Source organism: Serpentinimonas maccroryi, from assembly GCF_000828915.1.
Lineage (GTDB): Bacteria > Pseudomonadota > Gammaproteobacteria > Burkholderiales > Burkholderiaceae_C > Serpentinimonas > Serpentinimonas maccroryi.
This window is the reverse complement of the sequence record NZ_AP014569.1, coordinates 962489-982358: the sequence shown is the minus strand read 5'-3', so window position 1 is coordinate 982358 and position 19870 is coordinate 962489. Positions and strand designations below refer to the sequence as shown.

At 66.6% G+C, this 19870-nt stretch carries 20 protein-coding genes; 17 read left to right on the top strand and 3 right to left on the bottom strand.

Going from position 1 to position 19870, the window contains the following annotated elements; genetic code table 11:
- The first annotated feature begins 67 nt into the window (after positions 1-67).
- Entirely contained in the window at positions 68-295 is a 228-nt protein-coding gene (locus SMCB_RS04645; RefSeq protein WP_045535417.1) for an HP1242/YdcH family protein, read from the top strand.
- Positions 296-310: 15 nt separating this feature from the next.
- Here SMCB_RS04645 and SMCB_RS04640 read toward each other — a convergent pair whose 3' ends face one another.
- Positions 311-934, bottom strand: a complete 624-nt coding sequence (locus SMCB_RS04640; protein WP_082027418.1) for a C40 family peptidase — start codon at positions 932-934, stop codon at positions 311-313.
- Positions 935-1104: 170 nt separating this feature from the next.
- Between SMCB_RS04640 and SMCB_RS04635 the strand changes: the two genes are divergently transcribed.
- The 3 genes from SMCB_RS04635 to SMCB_RS04625 all read left to right on the top strand — a co-directional run bounded on the left by SMCB_RS04635 (position 1105) and on the right by SMCB_RS04625 (position 6756).
- The gene (locus tag SMCB_RS04635; RefSeq protein WP_045535415.1) at positions 1105-1719 is read left to right on the top strand and encodes an isochorismatase family protein; all 615 of its coding nucleotides are present in this window, start codon (positions 1105-1107) and stop codon (positions 1717-1719) included.
- Between the two features lie 88 nt (positions 1720-1807).
- The gene (gene purL, locus SMCB_RS04630) at positions 1808-5848 is read left to right on the top strand and encodes a phosphoribosylformylglycinamidine synthase (RefSeq protein WP_045535414.1); all 4041 of its coding nucleotides are present in this window, start codon (positions 1808-1810) and stop codon (positions 5846-5848) included.
- A 50-nt stretch (positions 5849-5898) separates the two neighbouring features.
- Entirely contained in the window at positions 5899-6756 is an 858-nt protein-coding gene (locus SMCB_RS04625) for a YbgC/FadM family acyl-CoA thioesterase (protein WP_045535413.1), read from the top strand.
- On the opposite strand, the gene SMCB_RS12135 is transcribed toward SMCB_RS04625, so the two are convergent.
- The gene (locus tag SMCB_RS12135) at positions 6708-7901 is read right to left on the bottom strand and encodes an NRDE family protein (RefSeq protein ID WP_052468424.1); all 1194 of its coding nucleotides are present in this window, start codon (positions 7899-7901) and stop codon (positions 6708-6710) included. The genes SMCB_RS04625 and SMCB_RS12135 overlap by 49 nt on opposite strands.
- On the bottom strand, positions 7902-8954 hold the full coding sequence (gene ygfZ, locus SMCB_RS04615; protein WP_082027234.1) for a CAF17-like 4Fe-4S cluster assembly/insertion protein YgfZ: 1053 nt from the start codon (positions 8952-8954) through the stop codon (positions 7902-7904).
- A 208-nt stretch (positions 8955-9162) separates the two neighbouring features.
- On the opposite strand from ygfZ, the gene mltG reads away from it, so the two are divergent.
- From mltG to SMCB_RS04550, 13 genes are all read left to right on the top strand, one after another.
- Positions 9163-10170 (top strand): endolytic transglycosylase MltG, encoded by a 1008-nt coding sequence (gene mltG / locus SMCB_RS04610; RefSeq protein ID WP_144400274.1) that lies wholly within the window; start codon positions 9163-9165, stop codon positions 10168-10170.
- A complete protein-coding gene (gene tmk, locus SMCB_RS04605; RefSeq protein WP_045535409.1) occupies positions 10167-10883 on the top strand; it encodes a dTMP kinase in 717 nt (238 codons plus the stop codon). Before mltG ends, tmk begins: the two co-directional genes overlap by 4 nt.
- Positions 10880-11887, top strand: coding sequence for a DNA polymerase (locus SMCB_RS04600; RefSeq protein ID WP_045535407.1), 1008 nt, complete (start codon positions 10880-10882; stop codon positions 11885-11887). The genes tmk and SMCB_RS04600 overlap by 4 nt, the downstream gene beginning before the upstream one ends.
- Positions 11884-12249, top strand: a complete 366-nt coding sequence (locus tag SMCB_RS04595; RefSeq protein WP_045535405.1) for a PilZ domain-containing protein — start codon at positions 11884-11886, stop codon at positions 12247-12249. The genes SMCB_RS04600 and SMCB_RS04595 overlap by 4 nt, the downstream gene beginning before the upstream one ends.
- A 16-nt stretch (positions 12250-12265) precedes the next feature.
- On the top strand, positions 12266-13096 hold the full coding sequence (locus SMCB_RS04590; protein ID WP_045535403.1) for a TatD family hydrolase: 831 nt from the start codon (positions 12266-12268) through the stop codon (positions 13094-13096).
- Between the two features lie 59 nt (positions 13097-13155).
- Positions 13156-13770, top strand: coding sequence for an ankyrin repeat domain-containing protein (locus SMCB_RS04585; protein ID WP_171820281.1), 615 nt, complete (start codon positions 13156-13158; stop codon positions 13768-13770).
- 173 nt (positions 13771-13943) lie between these two features.
- The gene (locus SMCB_RS04580; protein WP_045535399.1) at positions 13944-14402 is read left to right on the top strand and encodes a tripartite tricarboxylate transporter TctB family protein; all 459 of its coding nucleotides are present in this window, start codon (positions 13944-13946) and stop codon (positions 14400-14402) included.
- A 51-nt stretch (positions 14403-14453) separates the two neighbouring features.
- On the top strand, positions 14454-15974 hold the full coding sequence (locus SMCB_RS04575) for a tripartite tricarboxylate transporter permease (RefSeq protein WP_045535397.1): 1521 nt from the start codon (positions 14454-14456) through the stop codon (positions 15972-15974).
- A gap of 106 nt (positions 15975-16080) precedes the next feature.
- The gene (locus SMCB_RS04570) at positions 16081-16746 is read left to right on the top strand and encodes an exopolysaccharide biosynthesis protein (protein WP_052468423.1); all 666 of its coding nucleotides are present in this window, start codon (positions 16081-16083) and stop codon (positions 16744-16746) included.
- An 88-nt stretch (positions 16747-16834) separates the two neighbouring features.
- Positions 16835-17662 carry a transporter substrate-binding domain-containing protein gene (locus SMCB_RS04565; RefSeq protein ID WP_082027233.1) on the top strand — a complete coding sequence of 276 codons (828 nt, stop codon included), beginning with the start codon at positions 16835-16837 and terminating at the stop codon, positions 17660-17662.
- 13 nt (positions 17663-17675) lie between these two features.
- A complete protein-coding gene (locus SMCB_RS04560; protein ID WP_045535394.1) occupies positions 17676-18362 on the top strand; it encodes an ABC transporter permease in 687 nt (228 codons plus the stop codon).
- Positions 18359-19072: an ABC transporter permease gene (locus SMCB_RS04555; protein WP_045535392.1), complete on the top strand. Its 714-nt coding sequence runs from the start codon at positions 18359-18361 to the stop codon at positions 19070-19072. Before SMCB_RS04560 ends, SMCB_RS04555 begins: the two co-directional genes overlap by 4 nt.
- An 18-nt stretch (positions 19073-19090) precedes the next feature.
- Positions 19091-19870 (top strand): ABC transporter ATP-binding protein, encoded by a 780-nt coding sequence (locus SMCB_RS04550; protein WP_045535390.1) that lies wholly within the window; start codon positions 19091-19093, stop codon positions 19868-19870.

Here is a 19870-nt window from a genome sequence, read left to right as displayed (position 1 = left end):
TACAGTAGCCCATGTAGCTGCGGCCGCGTGGGCTGTGCAGCCGTTTTTTTAGCAAAAAGGAGCAAGCATGTTTCCAGAGTACCGCGATCTGATTTCTGAACTCAAGGTGAGCGACCACCACTTTGGTCGCCTGTTCGAGAAGCACAACGAGCTCGACCACACCATCAAGAACATGGGAGCCGGCACCGTGGTCGGCAGCCAAGACCAGATCGAGACCCTGAAGAAGGAAAAGCTGCGCCTCAAGGACGAGCTGTACGTGGTGTTGAAGAAAGCCGAAGCGGCGCGGGCGGTGTGATTTGGGCCAGCCGAACTAGCGTTGCGTCAGCAGTTCGGCTTGCATAGGCGCGGGTGGGGTGCGGGTTGTCAAACCGGCTACTTGAACCCGCCGCGCGCCGTTAAAACGCGTGGCCCAGTAGCGCAGGCCCATGCTTTCGATGCGCACCCGCGCCCCGCTGCGCGGCGAGTGCACGAAGCGGTCGCCGCCGATGTAGATGCCCACGTGGCTGTAACGCCGCCCCAAGGTGTTGAAAAAGACCAAGTCGCCCGGGGCCAGTTCGCTGCGCTCGATCGACTCGGTCGCGCGGGCTTGGTCGCGCGCGATGCGCGGCAGCTGCAACCCCATCACTTGACGAAACGCCGCCTGCACGAAACCGCTGCAATCAAAACCTTCTTCGGCGCTGTCGCCGCCTAGCCTGAACGGCACCCCGAGAAAACCCAGCGCGTGCACCACCAAGCTGGAGTGCAGAGGGCGCTCGAGTTCGGCATCCTCTGCAACCGAACCATCGGATGCCACGACTGGATTGAAGGGGGGGGCGGACCCCAAGGCCGCGCTGGGTGGGGCGACCAAGCCCTGCTGATGCAAAAAATCCGCCAACGCATCGGTGGCGTGGGCGGATGCGGGCACAATCAAGGCCGCTGCCGTGACAGCGGTCATGGCCGTTTTGGCCAGCCAAGCCGTTGCGCTGGATGCACGCGGTGTCATCCTATCGCCGTGCGGAGGTGTTGCAGTGGTTGGGCTCATGGCCGCAGAGTATAAGCAAAGCCCCGTGTTGTCAATGGCTTGAAATTCGCACTTGAAGTAAACCCCAAACCAGACCCCTTGCCATGCTGCTCGAACTCGACGATTGCCAACTGGTGCTGGTGGACTACCAGACCAAACTGATGCCCGTGATCGCTCACGCCGACGAGGTGCTGGCGCGCGCCCTGCTGCTGGCGCGTGCGGCTCAAGCCTTGGGTGTGCCGGCTTGGGGCACCGAGCAAAACCCGCAGCGGCTGGGCCCCAATGCGCCCGAGCTGCTCGCCCTGTGCCAACAGACCTTCAGCAAGATGCATTTCAGCGCCTGCGAGTCGGGCTTGATCGATGCCCTGCGCCCGCCCGAGCGGCCCGCGCCCAAACCCGCCGGCAACGCCCGCAGCCTGCCCAGGCACCTGCAAAAACCGGCTGCCGCGCCTGCGCCCGAGCGCCAGACGGTGCTGATCGCCGGTTGCGAAGCGCACGTATGCCTGCTGCAAACCGCGCTCGGCCTACTGGAACGCGAGTTCGATGTCTGGGTGGTCACCGACGCCTGCGGCTCGCGCCGCGAGCGCGACCGCGACGCCGCCTTCGACCGCTTGGCCCACAACGGCGTCGAGCTGGTGACGAGCGAAATGGTGCTGTTCGAGTGGCTGCAGCACTGCGAGCACCCGCGCTTTCGTGAGCTGCTGGCTTTGATCAAATGATCTCGATCGGGGCTGGGGGGCCCAAAACGGGCCGGTAAAATCGCTTGCATCGCTGCACCACCGCAGCACTTATTTTGGCTCCCACACCGTGACCTTACACCTGACCCCGATCGAGGGCGGCGACGCCTTAAGCCCCTTTCGTGCCCAGCAAATCCTGCCGCTGCTGCAGGCCGCATCGGCTTCGATCGTTGAAGTGTCGGCGCGCCACGTGTACTGGGTGGCCACGCCCGATCCTCTGACCGCAGCCCAGCTGCAAGCCTGGCAGGCGCTGCTGGGTTGCAGCGCACCGGTCCATGGTGCAGCCCCAGGCGAGGGCGCGCTGGTGGTGGTCACGCCGCGGCTGGGCACCGTATCGCCTTGGGCCTCGAAAGCCACCGACATCGCCCGCAATTGTGGCTTTACCGTGCGCCGCGTTGAGCGCTGCACCGAATACCGACTGCGGCTGCGCGGCGGCCTGTTTGGCCGTGCGCCCGAAGGCCTCAGCCCAACCCAGTGGCAGCAGGCGGCGGCGCTGCTGCACGACCGCATGACCGAAAGCGCCTTACCCAAGCGCGCCGACGCCCAGCGCCTGTTTGCCGAACTGCCGGCGGCGCCGTTGGAGCACGTGGATGTGCTCGGTGCCGGCCGGGTGGCGCTGGAGCAGGCCAACCGCGCTTGGGGCCTAGCGCTGGCCGAGGACGAAATCGACTACCTGCTGGCGGCCTTTGTGGGGCTGGGGCGCAACCCCAGCGACGTCGAGCTGATGATGTTCGCGCAGGCCAACAGCGAGCACTGCCGGCACAAAATCTTCAACGCCGAGTTCGTCATCGACGGCGTCGCGCAGCCGCAGAGCCTGTTTGGCATGATCCGCCACACGCACCAGAGCCAGCCACAGCACACCGTGGTGGCCTATTCCGACAACGCTGCCGTGATGCAGGGGCACCGCTTGCAGCGCTTCGTGGCGCGCATGGCGCAGCCCGATGCGGTGCCGGTCTATGCCGCCGAGGACGCCGAGCAGCACATTCTGATGAAAGTCGAGACGCACAACCACCCCACCGCGATCTCGCCTTTTGCCGGGGCCGCCACCGGGGCCGGCGGTGAAATCCGCGACGAAGGGGCCACCGGTCGCGGGGCCAAGCCCAAGGCCGGGCTCACGGGTTTTAGCGTCTCCAAGCTCTGGGGCGGCTGGTCTGACCTGCCCGAGGGCAAGCCCGAGCACATCGCCAGCCCGCTGCAGATCATGATCGAGGGGCCGCTGGGCGGGGCCGCTTTCAACAACGAGTTTGGCCGCCCCAATCTGCTGGGCTATTTTCGCGAATACGAGCAGGTGGTGGGCGGGCTGCGACGCGGCTACCACAAGCCGATCATGATCGCGGGCGGCATCGGCCAGATCGACGCCGCGCTCACGCACAAGGTGCAGTTTCCGCCCGGTTCGCTGCTGATCCAGCTCGGCGGGCCGGGGATGCGCATCGGCATGGGCGGCGGCGCCGCCAGTTCCATGGCCAGCGGCACCAATGCGGCCGAGCTCGACTTCGACTCGGTGCAGCGCGGCAACCCCGAGCTCGAGCGCCGCGCCCAAGAGGTGATCAACCACTGCACCGCGCTGGGGGCGCAGAACCCGATCCTGTTCATCCACGACGTGGGCGCGGGCGGCTTGTCCAACGCCTTCCCGGAGCTGGTCAACGACGCCGGCCGTGGCGCGCGCTTCGACTTGCGCGCCGTGCCGCTGGAAGAATCGGGCCTGTCGCCCAAAGAAATCTGGTGCAACGAAAGCCAAGAGCGCTACGTGCTGGCGATCGCGCCCGACGCGCTGGCGCAGTTCCAGGCCTTTTGCGAACGCGAGCGCTGCCCCTTCGCCGTGGTGGGCGTGGCGACTGAGGAACGCGAACTGGTGCTGACGGATGGGGAGGGTGTCACCCCACCGGTCCAGATGCCAATGAACGTGCTGCTAGGCAAACCGCCCAAAATGCGGCGCGAGGTGCACAGCGTGCCGCGCCCCCAAGCCGCGCTCGACTTGCATGAAGTGGAGTTGCAAGCCAGCGTGATCGCCGTGCTCAGCCACCCCACGGTGGCCAGCAAGCGATTTCTCATCACCATCGGCGACCGCAGCGTGGGCGGCCTGACGCACCGCGACCAGATGGTGGGCCCGTGGCAGGTGCCGGTGGCCGACTGCGCCGTCACCTTGGCCGACTACACCGGCGTGGCCGGCGAAGCCATGAGCATGGGCGAGCGCAGCCCGCTGGCCGCACTCAACGCCCCGGCCGCAGCGCGCATGGCGGTGGCCGAGGCTATCACCAACCTGCTGGCGGCGCCGATCGAGCTCGGGCGCGTCAAACTCTCGGCCAACTGGATGGCCGCTTGCGGCGAACCGGGCGAAGACGCCGACCTCTACGCCAGCGTGCGCGCCGTCGGGCTCGAGCTGTGCCCGGCCTTGGGCGTAAGCATCCCGGTGGGCAAAGACAGCCTGTCGATGCGCACCCAGTGGCGCGCCGACGGCCAAACGCTCAAAGTCACCTCGCCCGTGAGCCTGATCGTGAGCGCCTTTGCCACCTTGGCCGACGTGCGCGGCACCCTGACGCCGCAACTGCAGCGCGGGATCGATTCGGAGCTGCTGCTGATCGACCTCGGCCGGGGTCAGATGCGCTTGGGAGGCTCGATGCTGGCGCAGCACCTCGAGCAAAGCGGCGACGCCGTGCCCGACCTCGACCAGCCGCACGATCTGGTGCAACTGGTGCACGCCATCAACGCCCTGCGCGCCCAAGGCCTGCTGCTGGCCTACCACGACCGCAGCGACGGCGGCTTGCTGGCGGCGGTGGCCGAAATGGCTTTTGCCGGCCAAGTGGGCGTGGCGCTCAACCTCGACGCGCTGCTGCTCGAGGGCGACGGCATTGCCGACAGCCGCATGGACAGCGGCGACAGCAAAAACTGGGCGGCCCAAGTGGCGGCGCGGCGCGAAGAGCGCACCTTGCGCGCGCTGTTCAACGAAGAGTTGGGCGTGCTGCTGCAGGTGCGCCACGCCGAGCGCACACCCGTGATGCAGGTGCTGCGCGCACACGGGCTGGGTGCCTGCAGCCACTTCGTCGGCAAGGTGCAAAGCCCAAACTGGCCCAGCGCCGGGGCCACCAGCCCAGACGCCGCCGCCCCCGAGCAGCGGTTGCAAATCTGGCGCGATGCGCGCAAGATTTTTGATTCCAGCCTGCAAGACCTGCAGCAGGTCTGGGACAGCGTGAGCTGGAAAATCTGCCGCCTGCGCGACCACCCGGGCTGCGCCGACGCCGAACACGCCGCCCTGGGCCAGCCGAACGACCCCGGCCTGCACCTGGCGCTCACGTTCGATGCGGCCGAAGACGTGGCGGCGCCGTACCTCAATCTGGCGCGCCCCAAAGTGGCGATCCTGCGCGAGCAGGGCGTGAACTCGCAGCTCGAAATGGCCTATGCGTTCCATCTGGCCGGCTTCGAGGCGCACGACGTGCACATGAGCGATCTGCACAGCGGCCGCGCGCACCTGCGCGACTTCAAAGGCCTGGTGGCCTGCGGCGGCTTCAGCTACGGCGACACGCTGGGTGCCGGCATCGGCTGGGCGCGCTCGATCACTTTCAACGCGGCGCTGGCCGAGCAGTTTGCGGCCTTCTTTGCGCGCCCGGATACATTTGGCTTGGGCGTGTGCAACGGCTGCCAGATGTTTGCCGAACTGGCCGAGCTCATCCCCGGCGCGCACGCTTGGCCGCGCTTCACCAGCAACCAGTCGCAGCGCTTCGAGGCGCGCCTGAGCTTGGTCGAGGTGCAAAGCAGCCCCAGCCTGTTCTTTGAGGGCATGGCCGGCAGCCGCCTGCCGATCGCGGTCGCGCACGGCGAGGGCTACGCCAATTTCGCCCAACGCGGCCACGCCGAGCAAGCCATCGCCGCGCTGCGCTTTGTCGATCACCACGGCGCCGCCACCCAAGCCTACCCCTACAACCCCAACGGCAGCCCGGGTGGCCTGACCGGCGTCACCACCGCGTGTGGGCGCTTCACCGCCCTGATGCCGCACCCTGAGCGCGTGTTTCGCAACCTGCAGCTCAGCTGGACCGACCCGCGCCACAGCGGCGCGCTCGAAGGCCCCAGCCCGTGGCTGCGCTTGTGGCGCAACGCGCGGCGCTGGGTGGGCTAGAAAGGTCGGCGCTGCTTACCGCAGCACCCCAGCTCCTCATTTTTTAAAAAATGACCCCAGAAAACTTCCGTTTTTCGCATAGGCTGCGGGTGCGCTGGTCCGAAGTCGATATGCAAAAGATCGTCTTCAATGCGCACTATCTGGCGTATTTCGACCTCGGCATCTCGGAGTACTGGCGCGCCCTCGCGCTGCCCTACGAAGACGCGATGGCGCAGCTCGGCGGTGAGCTGTATCTGAAGAAAAGCACGCTCGAGTTCAACGCCTCGGCGCGCATGGACGACCAGCTCGACGTGGCGCTGGCCTGCCAGCGGCTGGGCAACACCTCGATGACGCTGCGCGGCGCCGTGTTGCGCGCCGGCCAGCCGCTGGCGCTGGGCGAACTGGTGTATGTGTTTGCCGACCCCAGCTCACAGCGCCCGCGCCCCGTGCCTGCGGCCTTGCGTGCGCTCATCGAAGCTTTTGAGGCGGGCCAGTCGGTGCTGGATCTGCGCCGGGGCAGCTGGGACACGCTCGGCCCCGACGCGCAGCGCGTGCGCACGGCGGTATTTGTGCAAGAGCAGGGCATTGCACCCGAGGACGAATGGGACGCCGCCGACGCCGATTGCCTGCACGCGGTGGCCTACAACCGGCTCGGGCAGCCGGTAGCCACGGCGCGCCTGCTGCCCGCCCAAGCCGGGGTGGCCAAGCTCGGGCGCATGGCGGTGCATCGGGTGCTGCGCGGCACCGGCGTCGGCCGCCAGCTGCTGAGCGAGCTCGCGCAGGCGGCGCGCGCGCGCGGCGACCGTTGCTTGCGCCTGAGCGCGCAGCGCAGCGCCGAAGGCTTTTACCAGCGCCTGGGCTTCGAGGCCCTGGGCCAACCCTACGACGAAGTGGGCATTCCCCACATCGAGATGCAAAGGCTGCTGTAGCCGCTCTGGGTCAGCAGCGAAGGATGGGGCGCGCGAGGGTTTGCGTGCGGCTGGGGCGCTGGGTTCTGCAGGGTGGGTGCGGCCGTCAGGCTGGTGGTTTGTATGGCCGGCACTGGCGCTGGCGGCCGGTGTGTCCACTCCTGCACTTCGAGCCGGCTGCTGGCTGCCGATGGGCGCAGCCAGCGCGCGATCAGGCTGCTGCGGGTGCCGTAGCCGTGCTGCGGCATGCACACAAAGGGGCTCGAGAGCAGCCGCTCCAGCTCCAGCGGCACCCCGGTGGCAGGCAGCTGATCATCCGGGGCTGGGCAGCGGTCCAGCAGCGCCTCGAGCAGCAGGGTCTGCCAACACGCTTGGGCCAAGGTTGCAGGGGTGGAAGCCAACGCTGCACTGTGCAAGGCCAAAGTTGGCTCTTGCAAGACGGAAGCGACCGCCGATTTGAGTCGCAGCAGCTTGGGCCATGGGCTGTCGAGGGCGGCGTTGGACAGTCCGTACACGCCGGGAGGGAGCGCCGCGCCGCACCAGCCGGGGGGCAAAAAGTCGCGGGGCAAGTTCAGGGGCAGTGGGGATGCGCTGGCTTTTTCAGCGGCGTGGCTGGCGTGGTTGGGAATCTGCATCGGCGCCGGAGTCGGCGTCGCTGCTGCTGAACCTTCGCGCTCCATGCGGCGCGGGCGGTTCGAGAGCCAAAACCAGTGGCCGCTGACGCAGTCGCCCAGCACGAGGTTAAAGCCGCCGTAAGCGCTGGGGTCGGTCTGCTGCAGCAGGGTCTGCAAATCGTGCCAGGCCTGCGGGCCAAAGGGCAAGGTCTGCGCGGCACCCACAGGCAGGCCAAGCGCTTCTGGGCTAGGCGGTTCAGTGTGAGGTGGCGGCCCAGCCAGCCAGCGCGTCACCAGTTCGCCGCGGCTGCGCGCCGCTTTCTCGGGCTGGCCGTCGCGCACGTTGGTGAGCAGGGCCACCCGGCCGGCCGCCGAAAAGCCCAGCCAGGTGCCACCGGCGAGCAGATCGCGGCCGCCATACACCGTCTGGCCGTTATCGAGCTGCCACGCCGCCAGCGGCAGGGTAGGGCGCTGCCAGTATTCGTCGCGGTTGGCTGCCAGCAGCAGCGGGCAGTCGGGGCGCTGGCCGATGGCCAAGGCGATCAGGCACATTCACACATCGGCCAACAGTTCGTAGGGCAGGGGCAGCACATGCAGGGCCGCGCCATCGGGTGTGCCTAGGCGCAGCGTCTGGCCGTCGGCAGCGCTGGTCTGCAAGCTGAGCAAGGCGTCGAAACCGCCCGCCGGGTGCGCGGCGGCCTGCACCACCACGCCACAAGGTTGCTCGGCGTCGCTGGGGTGGAATACCGCTTGCCCAGCAATGGGGGCGCTGCCGGTGCCGGTGCCGGTGTTGGGGCAGTGCGCAAGATAGGCGCGGCGCTTCAAGGTGCCGCGAAACTGGCTGCGCGCCACCACTTCTTGGCCAGGGTAGCAGCCTTTTTTGAAGTTCACGCCCCCGACCGATTCGTAGTTCAGCATCTGCGGCACCAGCAGTTCGACCAGTGGCCGGCTGAGCAACACCACCGCGCTGCGCACCTGCAGCCAGTCCCAGTGGGCTAGGGGCAGGGGGGTGGCTTGGGATTGAGCTTGAGCTTGGGCTTGTACTGCTGGCTCATGGGCACCCGCATCGCTTTCCACGCACAGCAAAGCCCGGCCCAAGCCCGCCACCGCCGGCAGCCGCACCCAAGTCTGCGCCCCAGCGTCGAGCTTACTCCAGGTGGGCGCGGGCAAGTCGGCCGCCACCGCCGCCCCCACCGCGCCCCACAGGCCGCAGCGCTCCGAGGCATCGCTCAGGCGCACCTTGGCGCGCAACACGAAGCGCTGCAGGTGTTGCAGGGTTTGCGGCAGCAGGTCGCGCGCGCACAACAGCAGCACGCGCTCGGGGCCGCGCTTGAAACCGATGAACGAGGCCAGCATCCGCCCCTTGGCGTTGCACAGCGCCGCCAGCCGCGCCTCGGCTTGGCCGAGCAGGGCAAAGTCGTTGCTCAACTGGTTGTGCAAAAAGCTCGCCGCATCCGGCCCCTCAGCGGCGATCACGCCCCAAGCGGGCAGGGGCGCGAGGCCGCTCCAGCCGTCGGGGGCGAAATCGGGGCTGCTGGCAGGGCTGGTAGCGGATGGCTGGTGTGCTGACGCGGGGTCTTGCAGGGGCGGGTGATCGGGGTTCATCGAGGGCAGTGGTATCGCGGGGGATTATCGGGAGGCGAACAAGGTTTGTGCGGGTTGGGACGTGCGCGGTGCGCCATCTGGGCGCAGCGACCCGGCGGCACAACAAGCGGGCGTCACTTATGATCGCAAGCAATCCAGATTGTCCACTAGGGCGCGCAATGGCGCGCGTCGCTGCATCTGGCACCGATTTTCTCAGAGGTGTTAATCCGTGTTCCGAACCTTGAAATGGCTGCTGCTGGCCGCAATCGCCGGCGCCGTGTTGCTGGCCGCGCTGGCCGCTTGGTGGTTGCAGCGGCCGCTGCCCTTGGCACCACAGGCGCAGGGCGTGGTCGATGTGGTGATCGAGCCCGGCACCTCGGCGCGTGGGGTGGCGCGGGTGCTGGTGCAAAGCGGGCTGCAAACCTCGCCCGATCTGCTGTTTTTGTGGTTTCGTGCCTCTGGGCAGGCGCACCGCCTGCAGGCCGGCACCTACGAATTTGGCCCCGACACCAGCCCACGCGAGCTGTTGCGCAAACTGGTGGCTGGCGAGCAGGCGCTGCGCCGCATCACCTTGCTCGAAGGCTGGACTTACTATCAGGTGCTGCAAGCGCTGCGGCAAGCCGACGCGCTGGTGTACGACCTGCCCGCGCAAGCCAGCTCGGCTGAGCTCATGCGGTTTTTGGGCCTGCCGCACAAGCACCCCGAGGGGCGGTTTTTCCCCGACACCTACGTCTATCCCAAAAACTCCAAGGCCTCGGCCCTGCTGCGCCAAGCCGCTCAGGCCATGGACAGACAACTGGCCCAAGCCTGGGAGCAGCGCCACCCCAATCTGCCGCTGCGCAACCCCGACGAGGCGCTGATTCTGGCCAGCATCATCGAGCGCGAAACCGGGCTGCCTAGCGACCGCCCGATGGTCTCGGGGGTGTTCAACAACCGGCTGCGCATCGGCATGCGGCTGCAGGCCGACCCCACCGTGGTCTATGGCTTGGGGCCTGGGTTCGATGAGCGCTTGCGCCGCATCCACCTGCAAACCGACACGCCTTGGAACACCTACACCCGCGCCGGCCTGCCCCCGACCCCGATCGCCATGCCCGGCATGGCCTCGCTCTTGGCCGCCGTGCAACCGGCCGATACCCAAGCCATGTACTTCGTGGCCCGGGGCGACGGCTCGAGCGCCTTCAGCCGCACCTACGCCGAGCACAATGTGGCGATTCGGCGCTACATCCTCAACCAATGACGACGCCTCCCGCACCTCACCAGCCACCTGCCAGCGCTACAGGCTGTTTCATCACCTTCGAGGGCATCGACGGCGCCGGCAAGTCCTCGCACATCGAGCCCTTGGCCCAAGCCTTGCGCGCTCAAGGCTGGGCGGTGCGGCTCACCCGCGAGCCCGGCGGCACACCGCTGGCCGAGCAGCTGCGCACCCTGCTGCTGCAGCAACCCATGGACGCCCTGACCGAGGCGTTGCTGATGTTTGCCGCCCGGCGCGACCACCTGCAAATGGTGATCGAACCGGCCTTGGCACAAGGCCAAGTGGTGCTGTGCGACCGCTACACCGACGCCACCTTTGCCTACCAAGGCCACGGCCGCGGCTTCGATTTGCAAGTGCTGCAGACGCTGGAGCAGTGGGTGCAGGCCAGCCCTCCATCCAGCCTCGACACCCCCGCCAACCTCGCAAGCCCTGCCAGCACGGTGCGCCAACCCGACCTCACGCTCTGGTTCGACCTGCCCGCCGCCACCGCTGCCGCACGCTTGGCCGGGGTGCGCGCACCCGACAAATTTGAGGCCGAACCGCAGGCCTTTTTCGAGCGCGTGGCGGCCGGCTACGCAGCGCGCTGCGCCCAGTGGCCGCAGCGTTTCGAGCGCATCGACGCCAGCCTGCCCCTAGAGCAGGTCTGGCAGCAGGTGTGCACCGTGGTGCAGCGGCGCGGTCTGCTGAGCCCCACATGAGGCAAGCCCTGCCGCCGTGGCTGCAGCGCCAGCTGGCCAGCCTGCGCCAGCAGCGCAGCCACGCCCTGCTGCTCAGCGGCCCGCCCGGCCTCGGGCAGTACGAGCTGGCTCTCGAGCTGGCACGGGTCTGGTTATGCGAGCGCCCCAGCGACCAAGGCGCCTGCGGCGCTTGCAGCGGCTGCCACGCCATCGAGGTGCGCACCCACCCCGACCTGTTCGTGCTGCTGCCCGAGGTGCTGGCGATCGAACTCGGCTGGCCGCTGGACCCCAAAACCCAAGACAAGATCGACAAAAAAGAACTCAAACCGAGCCAGTTCATCCGCGTCGATCCGGTGCGCGCCGCGCTGGCCTTTAGCCAAGTCACAGCCTCGCGCGCCGCCGCCAAGGTGGTGCTGATCCACCCGGCCAACCGGCTCAATGTCGAATCGGCCAACGCGCTGCTCAAAACGCTGGAAGAGCCACCTGCGGGGCTGCGCTTCATCCTCAGCACCGAAGCCGCGCACGCCCTGCCGCCCACCATCCGCAGCCGCTGCCTGACGCAGCAAATGGCTTGGCCCACCGAGCCCGAGGCGCTCGCTTGGCTGGCGCAGGTCGCCGCGCCCGGCACCCTGGAGCCGCAGTTGCAGGCGGCTTGGCGCGCCAGCGGTGGCCGCCCCGAAGCCGCGCGCCAGTGGCTGGCCAGCGGCCTCGATGCCACCCTGTGGGCCAGCCTGCCCAAACGCGTGGCCGCAGGCGATTTGAGCCCCGTGCGCGAGTGGCCGCTGGCGCAGCAGATGGGCTTGCTGCAGCAGATCTGCCACGACCTGATGAGCGCCGCCGTAGGCGCCGAACCCCGCTTCTTTGCCGCTGCCGATCTGCCCCCCGCACCACCCTTGGCAGCACTCAGCGCCTGGCAGCGCGACCTGGTGCAGGCTGCGCGCACGCTCGAGCACCCCTTTCAAGCCGCCTTGCTGCACGAGGCCTGGGCGCTGCGCGCGCGCCAAGCGCTACACTCGCGCCCATGAGCACTGCCGAAGCCCCGGCGGCCACCCGCCCCACCGTCATCCAGTTGTCGATCAAGGAAAAAGCCGCCCTCTATGCGGCCTACATCCCCCTGTTCACCGAAGGCGGCATCTTCGTGCCCTCGGTGCGCGAATACCAGCTCGGGCAAGACGTGTACGTGCTGCTCACCCTGCCCGACGAAGCCCAGCGCTACCCGGTGGCGGGCAAAGTGGCGTGGATCACCCCCGCGGGCGCAGCACATGCGCGCACCCAAGGCATCGGCGTGCGCTTTCCGGCCGACGAAAAATCCAAGCAGCTCAAAGCCCGCATCGAAGAAATCTTGGGCGCCCATCTGGCCTCCGATCGCTCCACCCAAACCATTTGAAAGCATCGCGCCGAGGATGTACATCGACTCCCATTGCCACCTCGATTTTGCCGAGCTGCGCACGCTGCTGCCCGACGTGCTGGCCGCCATGCAACAAGCCCAAGTGGGCGGCGCCCTGTGCATCAGCACCACCATGGAAACCTTCCCCGCTGTGCTCGAACTCGCGCAGCAGCACCCACAACTCTGGGCCACCGTGGGCGTGCACCCCGACAACGAAGGCGTGCACGAACCCACCGTGGCCGAGCTGCTGGCCGGTGCGCAGCAGCCGCGCGTGGTCGGCATCGGGGAAACCGGGCTCGACTACTACCGCCTAGGCGAGCGCAGCGTGGCCGACATGGCGTGGCAGCGCGAGCGCTTCAGGGTGCACATCCGCGCCGCGCGGCGCTGCGGCTTGCCGCTGGTGATCCACACCCGCGCCGCGGCGGACGATACATTGGCCATCCTCAAAGAGGAGGGCGGTTTTGTGCCCGGTGCCGACCCCACGCCCGAACTGCCCCCGGCGCGCGGCGTGTTCCACTGCTTCACCGAAAGCGCCGAACTGGCGCAGGCCGTGCTCGAACTGGGGTTTTACATTTCTTTCTCTGGCATCATCACCTTTCGCAACGCCGCCGAACTGCGCCAAGTGGTGAGCCTGGTGCCGCTGGAGCGCTGCCTGATCGAGACCGACAGCCCCTATCTGGCGCCAACCCCCCACCGCGGCAAGCTCAACACCCCGGCCTATGTGCCCCACGTGGCGCAGCAGCTGGCTGCCACCAAGGGCCTGAGCTTGTCGCAGGTGGCGCAGGCCACCACGGCCAATTTTTTGCGCCTGTTCAGCGCCGTCAGCCTGCCGCTCGAACTCACATGAAAAAGCTTTTACAACTAATTGTTTTAGCTATTTTTTGCGCTGCTTTGTCGGGCCCGGCAATGGCCCAAACCGGCTCCTTCGAGCGCTTCTTCATGGCCATCAGCCGCGACGACGTCGGCCCGATTATCGAGCTGCAACTGCGCGGCTTCGATATCAACGCACCCAATCCCGATCTGGTGCCGCCGCTGGTGCTGGCCATTCAGACCGATTCGCTGCGCGTGGCGCGCCACCTGAGCGAGCAGCCCGGGCTCAATCTCGAAGCGCGCAACCCGGCGGGCGAAACCGCGCTCATGCTCGCCGCCATCCGCGGCCACCTCGATCTGGTGCAGCGCCTGCTCGAGCGCCGCGCCCAAGTCAACCACCCCGGCTGGACGCCGCTGCACTACGCCGCCAGCCACGACGGCGAGCGGGCGCTGCCCATCGCGCAGCTGCTGCTGGAGCACCACGCCTTCATCAACGCGCGCTCGCCCAACGGCAGCACGCCGCTGATGCTGGCAGCGCACTACGGCCGGCGCGAGGTCGTCGAGCTGCTGCTGCGCGAGGGCGCCGAACCGCTGGCGCGCAACCAGCAAGGCCTCAACGCCATCGACTTTGCCATGCTGGCGCGCCGCGCCGACGTGGCCGAAGCGATTGCCGCCAGCGTGCGGGCGCAGCAGGGCCGCGGCACCTGGTAACGCAGCCCAAACACACCCCGCTTAGCTGCCGCTGCCGCATCGCCGCGCTTGTGCAGCAAGGCGTACGGCGGTGGCTGCAGTCGATACGTGCAATTACTTAAACCAAGGCGGCCCTTTTGCGGTTCCAATCTGGGCAGTATCCGATACCTTCAGACCCTACCAAGGCTCACCCCATGCGCAACAAAGACCTACACGACCTTTTAGGCGGCTTGATCATGCTGGCCATCGGCGCCTTTGCCGCCATCTACGCCTACATCAACCTCGACCTCGGCAGCCTGCGCAGCATGGGGCCGGGGTTCTTCCCGATCGTGCTCGGCTCCGGGCTGGCCGTGATGGGCCTGCTGATCGCGCTGCCGGCCTTGTTTCGCCCCCGTGCCGGGCCGCTGGGGCTCGATTACAAGGCCCTGTTTTTCGTCACCCTGTCGCTGCTGGTATTTGCCTTTTTGCTGCGCCCATTGGGGCTGATTTTCACCAGCATGGTGATGGTGATGGTGGCCACGCTGCCGCTGTCGCTGGCCACCGTGGGCATCAAAACCCGCATCCTCACGGCCTTGGGTGTGGCCGCAGTCACTTGGTTGGTGTTCATTCTGGGCTTGGGCATGAACCTGCCCACTTGGCCTTGGAGCCATTAAAAAAGCACCCCAATCCCTCCACAAACACTATAAAAAACTTAAGGCTCCACCATGGATATCGCCAGCGGACTGTTGCTGGGTTTGCAGACAGCGATGCAACCCGAGATCTTGCTGTACTGCTTCATCGGCGTTTTTCTGGGTACGCTCATCGGCGTGCTGCCCGGCATCGGTGCCTTGGCCGCGATTTCGCTGCTGCTGCCCATCACCTTTCACCTCGAGCCCACGGCCGCGATCGTGATGCTGGCCGGCGTCTATTACGGCGCCCAGTACGGCGGCTCGACCGCATCCATTTTGCTCAACCTGCCCGGCACCCCATCGTCTGCGGTGGCCTGTCTCGACGGCTACCCCATGGCCAAACAGGGCAGGGCCGGCGTGGCGCTGTTCATGACCACGGTGGCCTCGTTCATCGGCTCCATGTTGGGCATCGTGGCGCTGGTGGCGTTTGCGCCCGGCATCGCCGAGGTCGGGCTGCTGTTTGGCGCCGCCGAATACTTCTCGATCATGCTGCTGGGGCTGATCGCCGCCGCCACGCTGGCCGCCGGTTCGCCCCTCAAAGGGCTGGCCATGGTGCTGTTTGGCCTGCTGCTGGGCACCGTGGGCACCGACGTCAATTCGGGTGTGCCGCGCTTTGATTTCGAAATCCCGGAACTGATGGACGCCATCAGCCTGGTGGCGCTGGCCATGGCGCTGTTTGGCATCGCCGAACTGATCTCATCGGTCAACCTCAAGCGCGACGGCGAGGTCAAAGAAAAAATCACTCTGCGCTCCATGCTCCCGAGCCGGGAAGATGTGCGCCAATCGGTGCGCCCCATGTTGCGCGGTTCGGGCATCGGCGGCTTCATGGGCGCTTTGCCCGGCACCGGGCCCAGCATCGCCGCCTTCATGTCGTACGCGGTGGAAAAGAAAGTCGCCAAAGACCCGAGCCGCTTCGGCAAAGGCGCCATCGAAGGCGTGACCGCACCCGAATCGGCCAACAACGCCGCCGCCCAGACTGCCTTCGTGCCCACACTGTCGCTGGGCATACCGGGCGACGCCGTGATGGCCCTGATGCTGGGCGCGCTCATCATCCACGGCATCCAGCCCGGCCCGATGCTCATGACCGCCCAGCCCGAGCTGTTCTGGGGCCTGATCGTGAGCTTTGCCATCGGCAACATCATGCTCGTGATCCTGAACCTGCCGCTAGTAGGCATTTGGGTCTCGATTTTGCGCATTCCGTACCACGTGCTGTATCCGGCCATTCTGGTGTTCATCTGCTTGGGCGTGTACAGCGTCAACAACAACGTGTTTGACGTCTACATGACCGCCGTGCTGGGCGTGCTGGGCTACGTTTTGCTCAAGCTGCGCTTTGAGCCCGCGCCCTTGCTGCTCGGCTTTGTGCTGGGCCCGATGATGGAAGAGAACTTGCGCCGCGCCATGCTGCTGTCGCGCGGCGACCCAAGCACCTTCATCGAGCGCCCAATCAGCGCCGTCGTGCTGGGCCTGTGCGCGGCTTTGCTGCTGTGGACGGCTTATGCCGCGCTCAAACGCGGCCTCAAGCGCCAAGAGCTAGAGCAAGACCGGATTCCGGAATAATCGGGGGCCATACCGGATCGTGGCGCATGGGTGAGCGCGGCCACGGTGTGGCGCTGAACGGCTTGGATCCAAGCCCCCTAAAGTTCCATAATGTGTATTATGTTAAATGACGAACGAACGCATGCCCGCCGCTGCTGATGCCGATGCGCTTGATGCGCCCGACACCTTGGTCGAGCACATCGAGCGCGTGCTCACGACCCTGCCCGAACAAGACCTGACCCTGCACGACATCGTCGAAGCCGTGGGCCCCGACAGCCTGATGCTTTTGACGATCTTTTTGTCGCTGATCTTTCTGGTGCCGGTCTCGATCCCGGGCGTGAGCACCGCCTTTGGGCTGGCGATCGTGCTCATTGGCCTGACGCGCACCTTCCAGCGGAAACCGTGGCTGCCGCAGCGCATCGCTAGGCGCCGTCTGGCGGCGGCACCGCTGCGCGCCGGCCTGCAGCGCGCCACGGTCTGGCTGCACCGCATCGACCGCCTGAGCCGCCCGCACCGCTGGCCGTGGCTGAGCAGCCATGGCCCGGCCACTCTGTGCAACAACTTGGCGCTGGTGTTCGCCGGCCTGCTGCTGATGATGCCCTTTGGGCTCATCCCCTTCAGCAACACCTTGCCGGCGCTGGCGGTGATCTTTCTGTCGGCCGGCATGATGCAGCGCGACGGGCTGGCGCTGCTGCTGGGCTATGCCGCCGTGTGTCTCACGTTGCTCTATTTCGCGCTTCTGATCACCGCTGGCGGTGCCACGTTGATGGAAGTTTGGCAGTGGATGGGCTAAATTGCGGGTGTTTCGGAGTGGGCTCAAAGACCTGCCCGATCTGGGCGGCATAATACGAATTCTTACAATTTTTTGACAGCTCTTTCTCATGAAGCTCAAACTCTTTGCGCTCTTGCTGGCGCTTGTGTCCAGTTTTGCCGTGGCCCAAAACCCGGCCGTATCTCCCTCCCCCCCACCCCCGGCCGCCCAGCCTGCCCAAGCCCAAAATTGGCCGGTGTTGCGGGTGGCGGTGGATGCCACCTACAAACCCTTCACCTACAAAACCCCGGCGGGCCAGCTCACCGGCTTTGACGTGCACATCGCGCAAGCGCTGTGCAACGAAATGCGCCGGCGCTGTGTGTTCGTGGAACAGGTGTGGGACGGCATGATCCCGGGCCTGCTGGCGCGCAAGTACGACGTCATCATCAGCTCGATGTCGATCACCGACGAGCGCCGCCGCGTGGTCGATTTCACCGACAAATACTACAGCACCCCCAGCGGCATCGTGGTGCGCACCGGCACCCCGTTCACTGGGCCCGCTTCGCTGCGCGGCATGCGCATCGGCGTGCTCAAGGGCAGCACCCAAGAGCGCTTCGCCATGAGTCAGCTGCGCCCGGCTGGTGCCATCATCGTGCCCTACGATGCGCAAAACCAAGTCTATCTCGACATTCAGGCCGGGCGCTTGGATGGCACGGTGGCCGATCGGGTCGAGGTCACGGCCGGCTTTTTGAACCGCCCCGAAGGTCGAGCCTTTGGCTTTGTGGGCCCCGAACTGCGCGACCGGCGCTACTTTGGCGACGGCATGGGCATTGCCCTGCGCAAGGGACGCGACGAACTGCGCACCGAACTGAACAACGCCATCCGGGCCATTCGCGCCAATGGCGTGTACGACCGGATTGCACGCCTGTACTTCGATTTCGACATCTACGGCGACTAACCCTGCTGTGGCAGTGGACGGTCACGTTTTATCGGTTTTGTCCGGCGCGCAACTGACGCTCACGGTCTCGCTGGCATCGCTGGGGGTGGCGATTGCGCTGGGTTTGCTCGGGGCGGCGGCCAAACTCTCGCAGCGTCGGCCGCTGGTGGCGCTGGCTGGGGCCTACACCACGTTGGTGCGCGGTGTGCCCGAGCTGATCTTGCTGCTGTTGGTCTATTACGGCGGCACCATCGGGCTCATCCTGCTGTTGGAGCGCTTGGGGCTGGAGGCCGAGGTCAACATCGACCCCTTTATGGCTGGCGTGCTGACCCTCGGCTTCATTTACGGCGCCTTCATGACCGAGACCTTTCGCGGCGCCATGCTGGCGATCCCCAAGGGCCAAGCCGAGGCCGCTTGGGCTTTTGGCATGAGCCCGGCGCGCACCTTTTTTCGCATCACGCTGCCGCAGATGGTGCGCTACGCCCTGCCCGGCTTCACCAACAACTGGCTGGTGCTGATCAAGGCCACGGCGCTGGTGAGCCTGATCGGGCTGCATGACGTGACTTTCCACGCCATGCAAGCCGGCGCCGCCACGCGCGAACCGTTCTACTTTTTGCTGCTGGCGGCGGCGGTGTTTCTGGCCTACACCACCGTTTCGCTGTGGGCGCTGCGCGCCCTAAACCGGCGTTACGCGCTGGGCAGCACCCAGGTCAGCCTGTGAACTGGGACGTGCTGCTGCTGCCCGAGACCTTGGCGCTGTACGCCGAGGGTCTGGTCACCACGCTCTGGCTGCTGGCCGGCTCCTTGTTTTTTGGCGGTGCGTTGTCGCTGCTGCTGGCGCTGGCGCTCACCAGCCGGGTGGCGGCGCTGCGCTGGCTGGCCGGCGCCTACACCTACTGCATCCGCGGCACGCCGCTGCTGATCCAGATTTTTTTGATCTACTACGGCATCGCGCAGCTCGAATGGATACAGGCGCGCTGGGATGCCGTCTGGCCTTGGACGATGTTCAAGGACGCGTTTTTTTGTGCCCTGCTGGCGCTGGCCCTGAACAACGCCGCCTACACCGCCGAAATGCTGGCCGGCGCCATGCGCGAAACCGCCCCCGGCGAGCTCGAGGCCGCGCAAGCCATGGGCATGAGCCGCTGGCAGATCCAGCGCCGCATCGTGCTGCCCAGCGCCTTGCGCCGCACCCTGCCCGCCTACGGCAACGAGGTGGTGATGATGCTGCACAGCACCAGTCTGGCCAGCACGGTGCCGGCTTTGATCGACCTCACGGCCGCGGCCAGCCGCATCTACGCCGATTTTTTTCTGCCCTTCGAAGCCTTCCTGTTCGCCGCTGCGATTTACCTGTGCATCACCTTTATGCTGGTGGGGGTGTTCAAGGCGCTGGAATGGCGCTTTCTGGGCCACTTGCGGCCCCGCAGCCACTAACCCCCCTCCTTTGCATCCATGTCGCTCCCCACCCCATCCAAGCTCGAAGTCATCGACTTGCACAAGCGCTACGGCAGCCACGAGGTGCTCAAGGGCGTCTCGCTCAAGGCGCACGCCGGCGACGTGATCAGCATCATCGGCAGCTCGGGTTCGGGCAAGAGCACGCTGCTGCGCTGCATCAACCTGCTGGAAAAGCCGCACCAAGGGCGCATCATTGTGGCCGGTGAGGAACTGCACCTGCGGCCCACGCGCACCGGCGAGCTCGAGGCCGCCAGCGCGCAGCAGTTGCAGCGCTTGCGCACCCGGCTGGCGATGGTGTTCCAGAGCTTCAACCTCTGGGCGCACATGACGGTGCTGCAAAACATCATCGAGGCGCCGGTGCACCTGCTCAAGCTGCCGCGCGAGCAGGCCGTGCAGACGGCGCGCCTGTACCTAGAGCGCGTGGGGCTGAGCGGGGTGGAAGACCGTTACCCGGCGCACCTGAGCGGCGGCCAGCAGCAGCGGGTGGCGATTGCGCGCGCGCTGGCGGTCGAGCCCGAAGTGATGCTGTTCGACGAGCCCACCAGCGCGCTGGACCCGGAACTGGTGAGCGAGGTGCTGCGCGTGATGCAGCAACTGGCCGTGGAGCACCGCACCATGGTGGTGGTGACGCACGAGATGGGCTTTGCACGCGAAGTGTCTAACCACCTGATTTTTCTGCACCAAGGGCGCATCGAGGAACAAGGCGACCCGCGCGAGGTGCTGGCCCGACCCCAAAGCGAACGCCTGGCGCAGTTTTTGGCCGGCAGCCTGAAGTAG